This is a genomic window from Mesorhizobium sp. HAY1-8B, assembly GCF_056868045.1.
In genome coordinates this window covers 5,061,794-5,077,539 of the sequence record NZ_CP200321.1, presented here as the reverse complement: position 1 = coordinate 5,077,539, position 15,746 = coordinate 5,061,794, and the positions used below count along the sequence as shown (strand labels likewise).

At 62.1% G+C, this 15,746-nt stretch carries 20 protein-coding genes; 6 read left to right on the top strand and 14 right to left on the bottom strand.

The window, feature by feature from the left end:
* Nucleotides 1–8 precede the first annotated feature (8 nt).
* The gene (locus AC1VON_RS24355) at nucleotides 9–782 is read left to right on the top strand and encodes an ABC transporter permease (protein WP_172350067.1); all 774 of its coding nucleotides are present in this window, start codon (nucleotides 9–11) and stop codon (nucleotides 780–782) included.
* A complete protein-coding gene (locus AC1VON_RS24350) occupies nucleotides 779–1,576 on the top strand; it encodes an ABC transporter ATP-binding protein (protein ID WP_483125129.1) in 798 nt (265 codons plus the stop codon). The genes AC1VON_RS24355 and AC1VON_RS24350 overlap by 4 nt, the downstream gene beginning before the upstream one ends.
* A gap of 5 nt (nucleotides 1,577–1,581) precedes the next feature.
* Here AC1VON_RS24350 and AC1VON_RS24345 read toward each other — a convergent pair whose 3' ends face one another.
* The 3 genes from AC1VON_RS24345 to AC1VON_RS24335 form a co-directional block, all read right to left on the bottom strand.
* Nucleotides 1,582–2,520, bottom strand: a complete 939-nt coding sequence (locus AC1VON_RS24345) for a GlxA family transcriptional regulator (protein ID WP_413814136.1) — start codon at nucleotides 2,518–2,520, stop codon at nucleotides 1,582–1,584.
* 341 nt (nucleotides 2,521–2,861) lie between these two features.
* Complete coding sequence (locus AC1VON_RS24340; protein ID WP_081295128.1) at nucleotides 2,862–2,996, bottom strand: hypothetical protein; 135 nt, start codon at nucleotides 2,994–2,996, stop codon at nucleotides 2,862–2,864.
* Between the two features lie 338 nt (nucleotides 2,997–3,334).
* Nucleotides 3,335–3,520, bottom strand: coding sequence for a hypothetical protein (locus AC1VON_RS24335; RefSeq protein ID WP_027061621.1), 186 nt, complete (start codon nucleotides 3,518–3,520; stop codon nucleotides 3,335–3,337).
* Between the two features lie 223 nt (nucleotides 3,521–3,743).
* On the opposite strand from AC1VON_RS24335, the gene AC1VON_RS24330 reads away from it, so the two are divergent.
* Nucleotides 3,744–4,643, top strand: coding sequence for a LysR substrate-binding domain-containing protein (locus AC1VON_RS24330; protein ID WP_027043894.1), 900 nt, complete (start codon nucleotides 3,744–3,746; stop codon nucleotides 4,641–4,643).
* 30 nt (nucleotides 4,644–4,673) lie between these two features.
* On the opposite strand, the gene AC1VON_RS24325 is transcribed toward AC1VON_RS24330, so the two are convergent.
* The 3 genes from AC1VON_RS24325 to AC1VON_RS24315 all read right to left on the bottom strand — a co-directional run bounded on the left by AC1VON_RS24325 (nucleotide 4,674) and on the right by AC1VON_RS24315 (nucleotide 8,307).
* Nucleotides 4,674–5,627, bottom strand: coding sequence for an alpha/beta hydrolase (locus tag AC1VON_RS24325; RefSeq protein ID WP_172350070.1), 954 nt, complete (start codon nucleotides 5,625–5,627; stop codon nucleotides 4,674–4,676).
* 234 nt (nucleotides 5,628–5,861) lie between these two features.
* Nucleotides 5,862–6,047 carry a hypothetical protein gene (locus AC1VON_RS24320; protein ID WP_172350071.1) on the bottom strand — a complete coding sequence of 62 codons (186 nt, stop codon included), beginning with the start codon at nucleotides 6,045–6,047 and terminating at the stop codon, nucleotides 5,862–5,864.
* Nucleotides 6,048–6,237: 190 nt separating this feature from the next.
* Nucleotides 6,238–8,307, bottom strand: a complete 2,070-nt coding sequence (locus AC1VON_RS24315; RefSeq protein WP_483125128.1) for an ASKHA domain-containing protein — start codon at nucleotides 8,305–8,307, stop codon at nucleotides 6,238–6,240.
* A gap of 71 nt (nucleotides 8,308–8,378) precedes the next feature.
* Between AC1VON_RS24315 and AC1VON_RS24310 the strand changes: the two genes are divergently transcribed.
* Nucleotides 8,379–8,639: a hypothetical protein gene (locus tag AC1VON_RS24310; RefSeq protein ID WP_483125127.1), complete on the top strand. Its 261-nt coding sequence runs from the start codon at nucleotides 8,379–8,381 to the stop codon at nucleotides 8,637–8,639.
* Between the two features lie 65 nt (nucleotides 8,640–8,704).
* Here AC1VON_RS24310 and AC1VON_RS24305 read toward each other — a convergent pair whose 3' ends face one another.
* The 7 genes from AC1VON_RS24305 to AC1VON_RS24275 form a co-directional block, all read right to left on the bottom strand.
* Nucleotides 8,705–9,052, bottom strand: a complete 348-nt coding sequence (locus AC1VON_RS24305) for a hypothetical protein (RefSeq protein ID WP_483125126.1) — start codon at nucleotides 9,050–9,052, stop codon at nucleotides 8,705–8,707.
* Nucleotides 9,053–9,090: 38 nt separating this feature from the next.
* A complete protein-coding gene (locus AC1VON_RS24300) occupies nucleotides 9,091–10,065 on the bottom strand; it encodes a methyltetrahydrofolate cobalamin methyltransferase (protein WP_483125125.1) in 975 nt (324 codons plus the stop codon).
* 82 nt (nucleotides 10,066–10,147) lie between these two features.
* Nucleotides 10,148–11,239, bottom strand: a complete 1,092-nt coding sequence (locus tag AC1VON_RS24295; RefSeq protein WP_140772967.1) for a methylenetetrahydrofolate reductase — start codon at nucleotides 11,237–11,239, stop codon at nucleotides 10,148–10,150.
* Nucleotides 11,236–11,832, bottom strand: a complete 597-nt coding sequence (locus AC1VON_RS24290; RefSeq protein ID WP_483125124.1) for a methylenetetrahydrofolate reductase C-terminal domain-containing protein — start codon at nucleotides 11,830–11,832, stop codon at nucleotides 11,236–11,238. Before AC1VON_RS24290 ends, AC1VON_RS24295 begins: the two co-directional genes overlap by 4 nt.
* On the bottom strand, nucleotides 11,825–12,127 hold the full coding sequence (locus AC1VON_RS24285) for a virulence factor (RefSeq protein WP_483125123.1): 303 nt from the start codon (nucleotides 12,125–12,127) through the stop codon (nucleotides 11,825–11,827). The genes AC1VON_RS24290 and AC1VON_RS24285 overlap by 8 nt, the downstream gene beginning before the upstream one ends.
* A 204-nt stretch (nucleotides 12,128–12,331) precedes the next feature.
* Nucleotides 12,332–13,114 (bottom strand): formyl transferase, encoded by a 783-nt coding sequence (locus tag AC1VON_RS24280; RefSeq protein ID WP_483125122.1) that lies wholly within the window; start codon nucleotides 13,112–13,114, stop codon nucleotides 12,332–12,334.
* 87 nt (nucleotides 13,115–13,201) lie between these two features.
* Nucleotides 13,202–13,777: a DUF4893 domain-containing protein gene (locus tag AC1VON_RS24275; RefSeq protein WP_483125121.1), complete on the bottom strand. Its 576-nt coding sequence runs from the start codon at nucleotides 13,775–13,777 to the stop codon at nucleotides 13,202–13,204.
* 151 nt (nucleotides 13,778–13,928) lie between these two features.
* Between AC1VON_RS24275 and AC1VON_RS24270 the strand changes: the two genes are divergently transcribed.
* Nucleotides 13,929–14,852 (top strand): NAD-dependent epimerase/dehydratase family protein, encoded by a 924-nt coding sequence (locus AC1VON_RS24270; protein WP_483125120.1) that lies wholly within the window; start codon nucleotides 13,929–13,931, stop codon nucleotides 14,850–14,852.
* A 7-nt stretch (nucleotides 14,853–14,859) separates the two neighbouring features.
* On the opposite strand, the gene AC1VON_RS24265 is transcribed toward AC1VON_RS24270, so the two are convergent.
* The gene (locus AC1VON_RS24265; RefSeq protein WP_483125119.1) at nucleotides 14,860–15,489 is read right to left on the bottom strand and encodes a DUF1638 domain-containing protein; all 630 of its coding nucleotides are present in this window, start codon (nucleotides 15,487–15,489) and stop codon (nucleotides 14,860–14,862) included.
* A gap of 54 nt (nucleotides 15,490–15,543) precedes the next feature.
* Here AC1VON_RS24265 and AC1VON_RS24260 point away from each other — a divergent pair, with 54 nt between their 5' ends.
* Complete coding sequence (locus tag AC1VON_RS24260) at nucleotides 15,544–15,681, top strand: EncA/B family entericidin (RefSeq protein ID WP_172227922.1); 138 nt, start codon at nucleotides 15,544–15,546, stop codon at nucleotides 15,679–15,681.
* Nucleotides 15,682–15,746: the final 65 nt, after the last annotated feature.

The following is a 15,746-nucleotide window of genomic DNA, read 5'->3' as shown; positions in this document are numbered from 1 at the left end:
ATTTGACGATGCGCCCCTTGCATCCAGTTTCGCCGGGCCTGCGAACCGTGCTCGGCATTTCTTTCTTCGTGCTGTTCATCGCGTTCTGGGCCTGGATCACACTTGGCGGTCACGTCAACCGCATCTTCCTCGCCGACCCTCTGTCGATGCTCAGGGACGGCTGGCGGCTGCTTGTCGAGGACCGTTTCTGGCTCGACATCCTGATCACCATCTGGCGGGTCTTTGGCGGTTTCGTGCTGGCGTCGGTAGTCGCCGTGCCGCTCGGCATCGCCATGGGGGCATGGAAGCCCGTGGAAGCCTTCCTGGAGCCCTTTGTCTCCTTCGCCCGCTATCTGCCGGCCTCGGCCTTCATTCCGCTGCTCATCCTGTGGGCGGGCATTGGTGAGCTGGAAAAGCTGCTGGTCATCTTCGTCGGCTCGGTGTTCCAGATCATCCTGATCATCGCCGTCAAGGTGGGGTCGACGCGGCGCGACCTTGTCGAGGCCGCCTATACGCTTGGCTCGACGAACAACAGCATCGTCAAGCGGGTGATCATGCCGGCCAATGCGCCTGAAATCGCCGAGACGCTGCGGCTGGTGCTCGGCTGGGCGTGGACCTATGTCATCGTCGCCGAACTGATCGGCTCGTCCTCCGGTATCGGCTACATGATCATCAACAGCCAGTCGCGCCTGGCGACCGGGCAGATCATTTTCGGCATCATCGTCATCGGGCTGATCGGGCTGTTGTCCGATTTCGCCTTCAAGGCGTTCAACCGCTGGCTCTTTCCATGGAGCCTGGCGTGAGCAAGCTTCTCATCGAGGGCGTTTCGCGCACCTTTGCCGGTGTGCGCGGCGGACAGCCGGTCAAGGCTCTGATGCCGATCGACCTGGTGGTCGGCGCCAATGACTTCATCACCATCCTTGGTCCGTCCGGCTGCGGAAAGTCAACACTGCTCAGGATCGTCGCCGGTCTCGAGGCGCCGAGCGAGGGCCGTGTGCTGCTCGACGGCAAGGCGGTGACCCGGCCGGGACCGGATCGCGGCATGGTCTTCCAGTCCTACACATTGTTTCCGTGGCTGACGGTCGCCGAAAACATCGCCTTTGGCCTGCGCGAACGCGGCATGGCTGAAAAGGAGCGAGACGGAATCGTTGCGTCCTATGTCGACCTCGTCGGCCTGAAGGGGTTCGAGAACCATTGGCCGAAGCAGCTCTCTGGCGGTATGCAACAGCGCACGGCGATCGCCCGCGCGCTCGCCAACGATCCCGAGATCCTGCTGCTGGACGAGCCGTTCGGGGCGCTGGACAACCAGACGCGCGGGCTGATGCAGGAGCTTTTGCTCGGCATATGGGAGCGGCGCAAGAAGACGGTGCTGTTCGTCACCCATGATATCGAGGAGGCGATCTTCATGGCCTCGCGCGTCATCGTGATGACGGCGCGGCCAGGCCGCATCAAGTCGGATGTCGCCATCGACCTGCCGCATCCGCGCCATTACACGCTCAAGACCAGTCCGGAGTTCTCGGCGCTGAAGGCGCGGCTGACCGAGGATATCCGCGTCGAGGCGATGCGCACGGCGCAGGGCCAGCCCGCGGAGACTTGATCCGGTCAGGCCGCCAGCAATTGCTTGCGATCGACGCGCTCCTGCTGCGGCGAACGGGCATAGAGTTCACGGTAGCACTTGGAGAAATGCGAGGCCGAGACGAAGCCGCAGGCGACCGCGACCTCGACCACCGGCAACGAGGACTGGATCAACAGGTGCCTGGCGCGGTCGAGCCGGATTTCCAGGTAGTAGCGGGCAGGGGAGCGGCCCATCTCGGTGCGGAACAGGCGTTCGATCTGGCGGCGCGACAGGTCGACATGGTCGGCGATCTCGATCAGTGACAATGGCTCGGAGAGGTTCGCCTCCATCAATTCGATGATGGTCAGCACTTTCGAGTTCTGCACGCCAAGGCGAGCCCGCAGCGGCAGGCGCTGGCGGTCGGTCGGGCTGCGCACGCGGTCGGTCAGCACCTGCTCGCAGACGCGATTGACGAGGCTCTCGTCGAAATCGTCGCCGATCAGCTTCAGCATCATGTCGAGCGCGGCTGTGCCGCCGGCGCAAGTGTAGATGTTCTGATCGATCTCGAAGAGGTCGGCAAAGACATTGGCCTTCGGAAACGCCTCGGAGAAGCCCGGCAGGTTTTCCCAATGGATGGCGCAGCGCTTGTTGGACAGCAGGCCGGCGGCGGCGAGGATATGCGCGCCGGTGCACAGACCGCCGACGGCGACGCCGCGATTGTACTCTTCGCGCAGCCAGGCAAAGGCCGACTTGTTCTGGTAACGCTCGACATTGATGCCGCTGCAGACGATGGCCATGTTGGGCCGATCAGGGCCGGCCATCTTCTTGCGCTCGTCCTCCAGCGAGGTGTTGACCGCGCATTCGACGCCGTTCGAGGCGCGCACCGGCTTGCCATCGATGCTGGCGAGGCGCCAGCGATAGGCTTCGTAGCCGAGCATGCGGTTGGCGGAGCGCAGCGGGTCGAGCGCGGTCGCAAAAGCGATCATGGTGAAATCGGGGATAAGGAAGAACACAAACGATCGCTTGATCGGATGCTTGACGGCGTTCACGGGAACCTCATCTGGCCATGACGCGAACAGGATGTCGCGAATAGCATAGCGACATCAGGAAAAACCATGCTTGTCAATTGGCTACGCCGCCTGGGTAAGATTAAATTTGCGACATGGGTCGCAAATGGGCAATTGCTGTGCGGCGATGCCCGGGGCGCGGCATCAACTGTCCAAACGACGGGCAAAATGCGCAAAGGCGAACAAAAACGCCGCCGTGGCCGGAGCCAGGCGGCGTTACAGTCTTGAAGCAGCGGCAGGGAAGCGCTGCCTGGAAATGGTCAGGCGACGAAGCCGAGGCGCGCCGCAGCCATCGCGCCGGTCTGGCCGGGCATGGTGTTGGCAAGGCGCTGACGCTCGAGAGCGGTGGTCAGGTTCATTTCGCGGCGGGCAAAGAGGCGGGAAAAAAGCTTCATGATCATCTCCAATCGGTTGCTCAGACGGGTCGCCTTCGCTTGATGGAGTGGGGCAGCTCGTTTGCTGGCGCTGATATAGGCTTGTGTGAGCAGAAACTAAATCGCAAAAACGAAGCGCTTGATATGAAATGCGACACCGAATGCGACAAATTTGGGCAGAGTGCCTGAAATTTGCAATTATTTACAGAGCGTTAGTTTGAAATCCGCGCCGCTATGCGGCTTGCTCATATGCGTCATGCAGCGCTCGCATGGCTTCGAAACTCATTTGAATGCAAATAAGATAGAGAAGGCCTGCCGGGCGGACTGCGCGGCAGGCCTCAGCGTTTGATACACACGATTTACTTTGCTCCAGCCCAGGATCCGATGCCGTTGCGAATACCGGTCTTGGTGTCGGATGCCTCGGGCCAGCCGATATCCTTCTGCAGTTCGATCGGCAGGGAACGGATGGCACGCTCGGTCTGGTAGCGGGCGCGGGCCGCGCTGAATTCGGTCGCGATGCGGCCGAGGGACGACAGGATAGACATTTCATTTCTCCTTGCGCGCCTGGCGGGGATGCCAGGGCAGCGACTGTTAAGTCAGGTTTGTTTCAGCTTCATTTCGTGTCGATTGCAGGTCTGTGTCGTGGTCGTTTCATGGCTGCTTGTGGCAGCATCCTCAATCGATGGAGTTGACTATGCTCCCGATCTGATGTTCAATCAAACGAAATGGAATGATGCTTTGTATCAGAAAAATTGAAGGCTGATCGCCATGAACGCCCCGCTTAATCATCCGCTGCCACTGCTCGATCTCGATGTTCTGCGTACTTTCGTGGCCATTGCCGAGACCGGCAGCTTCACCACCGCCGCCAATGCCGTCTTTCGTACGCCGTCGGCGGTGTCGATGCAGATCAAGAAGCTGGAGGACATTCTTGGCCGCTCGGTGTTCGCGCGAGACGCCCGCTCGGTGTCGCTGACCACGGATGGCGAGATGCTGCTTGGCTATGCCCGCCGGCTGCTGTCGATCAACCGCGAGGTGGTGTCGAAATTCATCATTCCCGAGATTGTCGGTGTGGTGCGGCTGGGGTCGCCGGATGATTATGGCGAGCGCGTGCTGCCGCATGTGCTGAAGCGCTTCGCGCAGTCGCACCCCTCGATCGCCGTCGATGTCACCATAGACCAGAGCAGCAATCTGCGCCGGCGCATGGACGACCGCGCGCTCGACATCACGCTGCTGACCAACTCCTACAAGACCAGCGCGCTCGGCGCCGAGGTGCTTTTGACCGAACCGATCGTGTGGGCCGGCGCCAAGGGCGGCTGCGCGCATCTGCGCGAACCGTTGCCGGTGTCGCTGTGGGAGGAGGGTTGCGCCTGGCGAGCCGGCGCGCTCGATGCGCTGGGGCGCGAGGGCCGCAATTACCGCGTCGCCTACATGAGCGCGCATACGGCCGGCCAGCGTGCCGCGATCATGGCCGACCTCGCGGTCGCGCCGCTGCCGCGGTCATTCCTCGGCAACGACATGGTCGAGCTCTGCCCGAAGGACGGCATGCCCGATATCGGTACCTACAATCTTGCCATGGTGGTGGCCCCGGACGCCAGCGCGCCGGTCAAGGCGGTGGCCGACCACATCCGCGCGACGTTCGAAGTGTTCCGGGAAACCGGCAAGTTCTGAGCCGCCGGGATCGGACCGAAAGCAGAAGCGCTACTCCGCCGCCTCGGCGGAGGGCGCTTCAAATCTTGTTTTCCTGTCTTGCCGTACCGGTGAGCGGTTCTCGCTGAGGAACGCAACGATGTGCTGGCGAGCGCGTCGTGATTCCGGCATGTCGATCAGCGGCCAGACGTGGAACATGCCTTCCTCATGGACGACATCGACCTCGACGCCGGCTGCCCGCGCCTTTTCGGCGAAGATCAGATTGTCGGGGGTCAGAAGATCACGCGAGCCTGTCAGCATCAGCGTTTTCGGCAGCACCGAGAGATCGCCGTAGACCGGGCTGATATGCCAGTCGCTGCGGTCCATGCCGGCACTGTACATTCGGATCGCCTCGAGGCCGCCCGGGATGCCGAGCCAAGGGTCATTGCGCTCTGCCTCGAACAGTTCGGGGTTGGACAGCGACATGTCGAGCCCAGGTGAAATCAGCACATGGCGCGACGGCAAGGGCAGGGCCTCTTCGGCAGCCATCATGGTCAGCACCACGGCCATGTTGCCGCCGGCGGAATCGCCCATGAAGATGATGTCCTCCGGTTCCGTCTCGTCGAGCATCTGGCGATAGACGTCGCCGACCATGCCGAACATGGCGTGGAAATCGTGTTCCGGGGCGATGGGATAGATCGGCACGGTGATGCCGTAGCCCAGCCGGTCGGCCATGTCGGCGATCAGACGCCAGTGATAGGGCGTGATCTCAAACACATAGGCGCCGCCATGCAAATAGAGGATGCGCTTATACTGGCCGTCCCTCGGGGCGATTTCGTATACCGGAAAGCCGTCGACGGTGCGTGTCTGGATATCCAAGCGCTGGCGCAGGGAGGCCGGCGGATGGTGATCCTCCGTCTTGCGCGCGGCCGCGATCCAGCGCTGCAGGTTTTCCGGGCTGGAAAACGCCTTCTTGCGGCTGTACCTGAGCACGAAGGACACGACGTGGCTTTTGAAACTTGGCATGCGGATACACGAACTTCGGCAAGAGCCGACTAAGAGAAACCTCCACTATTTCCGAAGATCGTACCTTGGCCGAGAAAGTCAAGTTTTACGCAGTGCCCACACGGCGCTGTGATCCGCGCCGCTGACGTCAGCGGCGCGGCAAGAGTGCCGCGCGCAGCCGGTTGCTGGTTGCCGCCGGCGATGTGCGAGCTCCCCGGCGGACGCCGAGCAATTTGCATTTGTCGGCGAAAGTCATCAGCGCGCCGTACCCAGAAGCAGCGACGTGAGCGCGGCCTGCGGATCGCTCGGCGGCGAAGCTGGCCAGCCAATATCCTTCTGGACATGCGCCGGCAGGCTGTTCAGCGCGCGGATCGCCTTGTTCCTGGCATGGGTCTGCCTGATGGTCACACCGAACCGGCCAAGATTTTCGAACATCGACATTTTCATCTCCCTTGAAGAACGGCTGTGGCCGAGGCTTATCTTCGGCTGCCGTTCGATGCGGGGTAAATGCGCCTGCTATGTATCGGATAGATTTCGCGAAAACAGCGTTTCGGTTTCCGGATCGGTTCGATCCGGAAACATTTGCATGCAAATGAGTTTGAGATTTCGAGGCAACCTGTAGAGGTCGCCTTTATTCCCGGCCGCGTCGTGCCGCGTGGCCTTCGCGCGAGCGCCGGCGCGGAGTGGCGTCGCCGGCGACACCATCCTCGCTGACCGTCTTGCGTGGCGGCAGTTTCACCGCCGCCGACAGTTTCGGGAACGGATCGACCTTGTTGGGCAGCGCCATGGCGTAGACGAAATGCTCCTGGAATTTCGGCTCCAGGGCAGTCTCGATCTTCTCGATCTGGCTCACCGTCTCCTCGATCTCGCGGCGATAGCCGCGGTTCAGGAGCGCCATGCGCGCACCGGCGCCGGCGGCGTTGCCGACGGCCGAGACCTTGTCGAGGTCGCAATCAGGGATCAGGCCCAGCACCATGGCGTATTTCGGATCGATGAAGGAGCCGAAAGCGCCGGCGAAATGGATGCGGTCGACGTGCTCGGTGTTCTGCTTTTCCATCAGCAGCTTGGTGCCGGCGTAAAGGGCGGCCTTGGCGAGCTGGATGGCGCGCACGTCGGTCTGGGTGATGGTGATCTTCGGTTCGCCTTCCTTCAGCACGTAGGAGAAGGTTCGGCCGTTGGCGACGACCCGGGGCGAGCGCGAGCTGAGCGATCCGTCGACGACGCCATCCTCGGAAATGATGCCGGCGAGATACATCTCCGCCACGATCTCGATGATGCCGGAACCGCAGATGCCGGTAACGCCCGTTGCCTGCACGCTGTCGAGGAAACCCGGCTCGTCGGACCACAGTTCGGAGCCGATGACGCGGTATTTTGGCTCCAGCGTTTCGGGGTCGATGCGCACGCGCTCGATGGCGCCGGGCGCGGCACGCTGGCCGCCGGAGATTTCGGCGCCCTCGAAAGCTGGGCCGGTGGGAGATGAAGCCGCCACGACCCGCGTACGGTTGCCGAGCACGATCTCGGCGTTGGTGCCGACGTCGACGATCAGCATCATCTCGTCCTGGCGATGCGGGCCTTCCGACAGCGTGACCGCTGCGGCATCGGCGCCGACATGGCCAGCGATGCAAGGCAGCATGTAGAGGCGTGCGCCCTGGTTGAGCTTCAGGCCGATATCGGAGGCCTTGATGCGCACCGCACCCGAGACGGCGAGCGCGAAGGGCGCGCCGCCGAGTTCGGTCGGATCGATGCCGAGGAACAGATGGTGCATGATCGGATTGCCGACGAAGACGGAATCCAGGATGTCGTTGCGCTGGACATTGCCTTCCGCGCAGACCTTGTCGACGAGGCTGGAGATCGCCTCGCGCACGGCCACCGTCATGCCTTCGCGGCCATCCGGGTTCATCATCACATAGGAGACCCGGCTCATCAGATCCTCGCCGAAGCGGATCTGCGGGTTCGACGTGCCGGACGAAGCCGCGACACGGCCCGACAGCAGGGACACCAGATGCATGGCGATGGTGGTGGAGCCGATGTCGCAGGCCAGGCCATAGGCCTCGTTCTTGAGGCCCGGCCACAGCGCGATGACGCGCGCGATGTCGCTGTCGGCATCCTTGTGGATGGCGGCGGTGGCGGTCCAGTTGCCCTTGCGCAGGATGCCCTGCACCTGCGGCAGCAGGTAGAAATCGAATTCGAGGTTTTTAAAGCCCCAATCCTTCATCAGCGCGATCTTCAGCCGGTCGAGGTCGCCGAGCGGCTTGTGCATGTCGGGCTCTTCGATCTCGACATAGCACATGCGGATCGCCGTATCGCGGGCGATCACCCTGGTGTCGGCATCCTTGCGGATGGTCTGCGCATTGATGACGGTATCCTGCGGCACGTCGATGACGAGGTCGCCGAGGATCTGCGCCGAGCAGGAGAGGCGGCGCCGCTCGGGCAGGCCGCGCACGCGCTCATAGCGCTCTTCCTTGGGTCCCTTGGCCGAAATGTGATCGTTGGAGGAGACGATCTTGTGCTTGGCGAAATTGCCTTCCTGCACCTCGATCTGGCAGCGCCCGCACGTGGCGCGGCCGCCGCACACGCTCTCGACATAGACGCCGAGCTGGCGCGCGGCATCCAGCACCGGCGTGCCGACGGGAAACCGCCCGCGCTTGCCCGACGGCATGAACAGCACGAGCGGATCGGTGATGTTGGCGGGAGAATTCATGCTTGCACGTGTCTCGGTAAGAATTGTCGATACCGTTTAACGGATCGTCTCAGGATTGGGCGGAATGTCTGATGGTCCAGAGACCGATCATGTCCGATCTCCTGCTTTCCGGCATATTCACTGCCTTCACCATGGTGCGGCTGCTCAAGGGCCCATGGCTGCGCAATCCGCAACATCTGGCCACCGGAATTCTCGGTGCGATTGTCGCGGTGCTGCTGCTGCACGGGCTCTGGCCCGCCTATGACGGTGATTTCATCATAGGCGGCGTGACCGGCATATTCGGATCGTGGGTGGAAATGGTATTGTTCGATGCCATATTGGGCATCGCCTGACCACAAAGCGAGCCCGTCCGGCGGCATCAACCGCACGACGGTACCGGTGATGTTGGCCAGTAAGTTCAAAGGGTCATAACGCTTCTGCTGGTTTCATTCGAGTATTGATTGCTTTGCAGCTTAATGTGGGCAAAGACGGCGGCTACGGCTAAAGCCAACAGGATCGAGCTGAACCAAAAGAAAATACTCGATAGTCGTTCCTGTCGACGCCGGTCGATCTTGTTCGCCAAGACGCCGATTAGCGCCCCAATTACAATAACCGACAGTGCTATGCCGAGCGGGGCCACATATCGCTTCAATTCCTCCACGAACAACTTGAACTCTTGGGCATTTTCGAACAGCGCATAACGCGCGATCACCACGAGCGGCAGCAGGATCACAATGGTGATAAAATGCCTTTTGAGCTCAAACATCACGATGTGCCATTAGCTGCGCTCTTAATGCGTTGCGCTTATCCCCGACCCATCCGGGCTTCACGGCCACCGCGCCGGCGTCCGCCATTGCCGCCGCCTTCGCCGGGAGCATTGACCTGCGTCGGCGCCGCAACCGCCTGGCCGCCTTCGGCAGGCTTGTAGTCCTTGTAGGTCCTGATCCAGTTGGTGCAGTTCTCGTCGGTGCCGTTCAACACATTGGCACCGCGCACGGCTTCCATTTCCTGCGGCCGAACCGGGTTCATGATCGCCGAGGTCATGCCGGCGCCGATCACCATCGGGATGAAGGCGGCGTTGATGCCATGGCGGTGCGGGAGGCCGAAGGAGATGTTGGACAGGCCGCAAGTGGTGTTGACCTTGAGTTCTTCGCGCAGGCGGCGCAGCAGCGCGAACACCTGGCGGCCGGCATCACCGAGCGCACCGATCGGCATGACCAGCGGATCGACGACGACGTCGTGCGCCGGAATGCCGAAATCGGCGCAGCGCTGCACGATCTTCTTGGCGACGGCGAAGCGCACATCCGGATCCATCGAAATGCCGGTTTCGTCATTGGAGATGGCGACGACCGGAACATTGTATTTCTTGATCAGCGGCAGGATGGCCTCGAGCTTTTCTTCCTCGCCGGTGACGGAGTTGACCAGTGGGCGGCCCTTGGCGACCTTGAGTGCCGCCTCGATCGCCGCGGTGACCGAGCTGTCGATCGAAAGCGGCAGGTCGACGAGACCCTGCACGATCTCCAGTGTCTGCACCAGCAGCGCCGGCTCGGTCGCATTGGGGTCGACCGCGGTCACGCCGGCATTGACGTCGAGCATGGTGGCGCCGCAGGCGGCCTGCTCCAGCGCATCCTTGATGACCGTCTCGAAATTGCCGGCGACCATCTCGGCGGCAAGCTTCTTGCGGCCGGTCGGGTTGATGCGCTCGCCAATCACGCAGAAGGGCTGGTCGAAGCCGATGATGATTTCTCGTGTCGCCGAGGCAACGATGGTCCGGGTCATGAAATCTCTCCGTCGTGATATAAAGAGTTCTTTATATCGTTATCTCTTTTCGATCAAGTGAATGCTGGTGCTCCGTGCAGGATCAGTGCGCGGTCTTCACCATGTCCACCTGGGTTTCGGTAATCTCGTCATGCAGGATGTGGTCCAGCCGATCGGCAACCATCTGGTCGTCGCGCCGGATTTCGCGCTTCCAGGGCTGGCGGCCCTTGAGCACACCCGATTCATCGACGATCTCGGCGACGTATTCCTCCTGGCGGTAGGCCATCACATGGATGCCCGAAATACCGGGGATTTCCTTCACCTCGTTGATGATGTCGATGCAGAGCTGCTTGCCTTCCTTCTTCTGGTCCTGGGCACCCTCCAGCCGCTTGATGACGGCGTCCGGGATATGGATACCCGGCACGTTGGAGCGGATCCACTTGGCGGTCTTGGCCGAGGCGAGGGGGCCGACGCCGCACAGGACGAACACTTTCTCGGTGTGGCCGAGGTCGCGCGCCTTCTGCATGAAGGTCTTGAACATCGGCACGTCGAAACAATACTGCGTCTGCACGAACTGCGCGCCGGCCGCGATCTTCTTGCCAAGATGGATCGGGCGGAAATCGAAGGGCGGCGCGAATGGATTGACGGCAGCCCCCAGGAAGACCTGCGGCGGCGTCGTCAGCTTGCGGCCGGACAGGAACTTGCCGTTGTCGCGCATGATGCGGACGGTTTCGAGCAGCGACATGGAATCGAGGTCGAACACCGGCTTGGCGCCGGGCTGGTCGCCTGCCTGCACGCCGTCGCCGGTCAGGCACAGCATGTTGGCGACACCCATGGCGGCGCCGCCCAGCACGTCGCCCTGGATGGCGATGCGGTTCTTGTCCCGGCAGGCGATCTGCATGATCGGGGCATAACCCATGCGGGTCAGAAGCGCGCAGATGCCGACCGAGGACATGTGGCAGTTGGCGCCCGAGGCATCGACGGCGTTGATGGCGTCGACCCAGCCATCGAAAATCTTCGCTCTGTTGTAGACGTCCTCGGGATCGGCGCTGTCTGGGGGATTGAGCTCGGTCGTCACCGCGAATTCACCGCGCCGCAGCACGCGCTCCAGCCGGCCGCGGGAAGAGTGCCCGGGCAGGGGATCGAGCGGCAAGTGAATGCCGGCCGGGTTTTCGTCGCGCTGGCGAGCGGTCATGCGGCGGCTCCGGTCTTTGACGCGGCAGCGGCTTCACGAGCTGCCGCCGCCTGCGCGGTGACCCGCAGCCAGGCTGACGTTTCCCGCAACGACTGGTCGACCGGCTTCTGCACGGCCAGGATCTTGTCGGAGTTGACCATGTTCTGCGAACCTTCCCAGGCCTTGACCCAGACGCAGGGCATATCGGGCTCCACCTCGCAATTGCCGTTGGCGCGCACGCCGCCGCAAGGACCGTTGCGCAGTTGCTTGGGGCAGTTCATCGGGCATGACATGCCGGTCGAGGACAGGATGCACTGGCCGCACATGCGGCAGTCGAACATAAAGCCTTTGACGCGCTTCTCGACGAATTTGATCGGGGCCTCGACGCGACCGTAGCCGATGCCCTTCCACAAGGGGTGCAGCAGCAGAAACATGTCGGCGAAACGGGAATAGAACCATTCAAGCAGGCGCGAATGCCGGATCGACCACAATCTCACCGCGAAAGAACGCTGCACGCGCCGCTGGGGCGACACGTCGGCTGGCTTGTAGTCGGATTTCGGCGCTGCCTTCTTGACCAGGGTGGCCTGGGTAACCGCCGGGTTCGTCTCAGACATTTTCTTTCCCGCCCGCCTTGACCAGAGCGACCAGCCGCTCGCGGTCGTATTTCGCATCGAGCTCCCGAAAAGCCTTTTCGACCTCGGCTTCGAGGTCGTCGCCAACCGGGACCGGATCGGCCTTGCGCCATTCGGCCAGATAGTCGTCGGTGCCGCCAGCGCCGGTGCGCATGGCGCACATGTCGATGGCCTCGGTGAAGCGCAGCGGCAGCTCACGCTTGGCGTTCTGCCGGCCCTTCTTGACGATGACCTGGGCAGGGATGTCGCGCCAGTAGACGACGATAAGATCGGCCATGAATTCTCGCTCCTCGAACTATCGAGCATTGCCGCATGCGCAATGGGGCCGCTTGTTATGGGACGACGCGCGCGCATTCAAAAGCGACGCATTTCAATGTCGTAAAATGAAAGGTGTCTTTATTCGTTTGCGACGTGCACCGGCGGCAGGTTCGGCATGCCGAAAAAGCCGTCCTGCCTTATGCGGTGCCGGGCTGAAAAGAGCCTACCAGATTCCGGTTCTGAGGCCGGTCCAGAGGTAGAACCAGATCGTCGGGTGATACCATTGTTTCGAAGGTAGGCCCGGGTCGATCGTCGTGAGTTTTCCGGCCAGTGCATCGCGCACGGCCTCGACGCAGATGTCGCGCGAGAACGCCGCCTGGCGCAGCGCGTGAGTTGAGATGGTGTCGCCTTTTTTCGGTCTGCCGCGCGCCTGCTTCAGCACGCCGCCAGTGTCGACGCCAGCATCGACGAGATGGACAGTCGTGCCGAAATTCTGCGGGTCACCGGACACCAGAGCCCAATAGCCGCCATTCATGCCGCGATATTTCGGCGTGATGCCCGCATGGTAGTTGAGCACCGGGCAGGGCATCTTGCTCAGCATCCCGGCCGAAATCAGCCGGCAACCGTTGAGCAGCACGACGCCTGGCTGGATCTTCTGGATCGCCTGCAGGCACTCAGGCCCATTGGCCGAGGCCACCTGGATGATCTCCTGGCCTGGTCGCGGCTCGACCTCCAGTTTCTCCTCCGCGATCAATCGCGCGCCATGGCTGGCCAGAAGCCGCTTGCCCAACCTGCTCAGCACCATCGTGCCAAGCTGACCCATGGCGGAAACCCAGCCCTGGCGCCGAGCCCGGCCACGCAGCAATTGCTTTTTGGATTCAGGGATTTCGAGGATGACGCTGACAGGACCAACGCGATCGGCGATTGCGTTGATCATGGCCCAGACATGCTGGCCGCCGCCGGTCACGACGACGATCGGCGCGCTCGTTGCTCCCGGTGAAGACATTGACCGTTTTCCTGCCTTGCATGCGACCGGCTGCCGCGTGCTGGCCGGATTTTGTGCCGGAAGGGGGTTAAATCTTGATGACCACGCTCAGCGCTTGAACTCGATGATGTCGAGCTTCAATTCGTAGTAGGGCGCGGGAAGTTCGATGCGCCATTCGCTGGCGCTGGTGCGGAAGGCATAGCCGACCTGGTCGGTCTGCGGACCGCTGCCGTAAGGTTTGGCCCGATCGTTGTTGACGGAGCCGGAGCCGAGATAGATGGCGCGTTTCTCGTTGTCGTCGAAGAAGCGGCCTTGGGTTCGCTGCGACCCGCTGATCTTTTCCAGCCGCCACCCGGAGCCGTCGTCGGTCACCTTGCACTTGAACCAGCCATAGATGACGAGCGGGCTCAACCCGCCTGCCTTGATGGTGCGGCACTTCCAATTGCCGGTCAGGTCCTTGTCGGAGAACGACACCAGCGGCTTCGCCAGCAAGGCATCGAGCTGTTTGACCTCGTCCGGATTGCCCGCCTTCGCCTCGGCAAGCGCCGCCTTGCGCGTCTCGCCATACTGGTCGAGACGGGCCTTGTCGGCGGGCGTGATCAGCTTCTGCACCTGGCCGTCGGCGAGGGTGGGCAAGGTGCAGCAGAGCAGGCCGATGGCCGCAAGCAGTGGGCGAAGGATCATCTGGAACTCCCCGAGTCTCTGAAATGGCAGTTGAAAATGGCAGTTAATGTCCGGAGCGGCGCTTCTGCCGGCTTATGGCTGACTTTACCGGGTCGCTCGCGCCTGTCATCCGTGCTTAACAGCGTCACCGTCAAAAATCATGGTGGTGCGCATGCAAATCTTGCTCACGGGATCGTCGGGTTGGCTGGGCGGCGCGCTGGCGCCGCGCTTGCGCGCGCTTGGCCATCAGGTGATTGGCCTCGACCCTGTTCCATCTGTTGAAACGCAGATGATCGGCTCGATCGCCGATCGTGACCTGGTTATGCGGGCGGTCGGGGATAATGATATCGAAGCCATCATCCACAGCGGCGCGCTGCACAAGCCCAATATAGAGAGCCGCGCCAACAGCGATTTCGTCGCCACCAATGTGCAGGGCACACTCAATCTGCTCGACGCGGCGGTGGCGACCGGCGTCGAGCGCTTCGTCTTCACCTCGACAACATCGCTGATGATCTCGCAGGCGATACGCGACGGCTTCAAGGGCGGCGCGCGCAAGGCGGCATGGCTGACCGAAGCGATGTCGCCGGAGCCGCGCAATATCTATGGCGTCACCAAGCTCTCGGCCGAACATCTCTGCCGCCTCTATCATCTTCAGCACGGCCTGCCGGTGGTCGTCCTGCGCACGGCCCGCTTCTTTCCCGAAGCCGATGACATGGCGCATCAGATCGAACAATCGGATGCCAATACCAAGGCGAACGAGTTGCTCTTCCGGCGGCTGACGGTGGAAGATGCAGCGCAAGCTCATGTCTCCGCGCTGGAGAAGGCGCCGCAGCTTGGCTTCGACATCTTCATCGTGTCCGCGCCTACACCGTTCCGGTCCGACGACTGCGACGCGCTGATCAGGGACGCGCCATCGGTCGTCTCGCGCTATTTCCCGGACTTCGCGGCCCTCTACGCGCGCAAGGGCTGGACGATGTTTTCCTCCATCGACCGCGTCTATGACGCGTCGCGGGCGAGGGACTGGCTGGGTTTTGTCTGCAGGACGAGCTTTGCCGATGTGCTGGCGGCGCTGAGGGCGGAGAACGGGCCAGGCTAGATTGCGCTCAGGCGACCTTCGCCGCCTGCGCCATTCCCGCGGTCAGGTCGCCATAGCCGGTCGCGCGCCGCTCATAGGCGAGGCCGAGCAGGGCGGCTGCTTTTTCCGCGACCTTGTCGAGTTCGGGATCATCGGTCTGGGCGAGATAAATCAGCTTCTCGTAATTGCCGAAATAGTCCTTGATCAGTTCCGGGTGCTTGTCGAGGCCGAGCGGCTTCATGAAGAAAGCATCGAACTGGCGGCAGAGGAAATCCGTCATGTAGAAGGACATCATGTCGTCGTCGGCAACCTTCGCGTAGGCTTCCATGCCTTGATAGAAGGCGAAGCAATGCGGGCCGGCCATGCGCTCGACGCCATGTTTCTCGATGACGCGGTCGAGCAGGCCGCCGGTGCCGCAATCGGCATATCCGACAAAGATGTGGTCGTAGCCCTCCGCCTTGGCCTTCCCGATCGCCTTGTCCATGGCGGGCGCGATGCGGTCGGGATAGAAGTGAAACTCGGCCGGCAGGCAGGTCAGGTCAAGGTGATCCAGCCCGAGTTGTTCCTTGACGGCCAATACCTCGCGCGCAATCATCCCGCAGGCGATGACGAGGAGCCTGTCTGTCTTATTCGGTTTCGTTTTTTGCGTCTTGACCAAGTCGAGCCGGCTTTCGCTGCGGGGCTAATTTATCTTTCGAGGGAGACACCGTCCATGAAACTGCTTCGCATCGCACCGATTGCCATTCTTGCCTGTGCCCTGGCCCTTTCCGCTTGCGCGAACACCGTCCGCGGCGTCGGCAAGGACGTCAAATCGACGGCGAGGGCGGTCAAGGACACTGTCGCCAACTGATCGGCAGCCTCGTCCATCATCTGGGAACAAAAAAGCCGCGCTGCAAGGCGCGGCTTTTTCTGTCT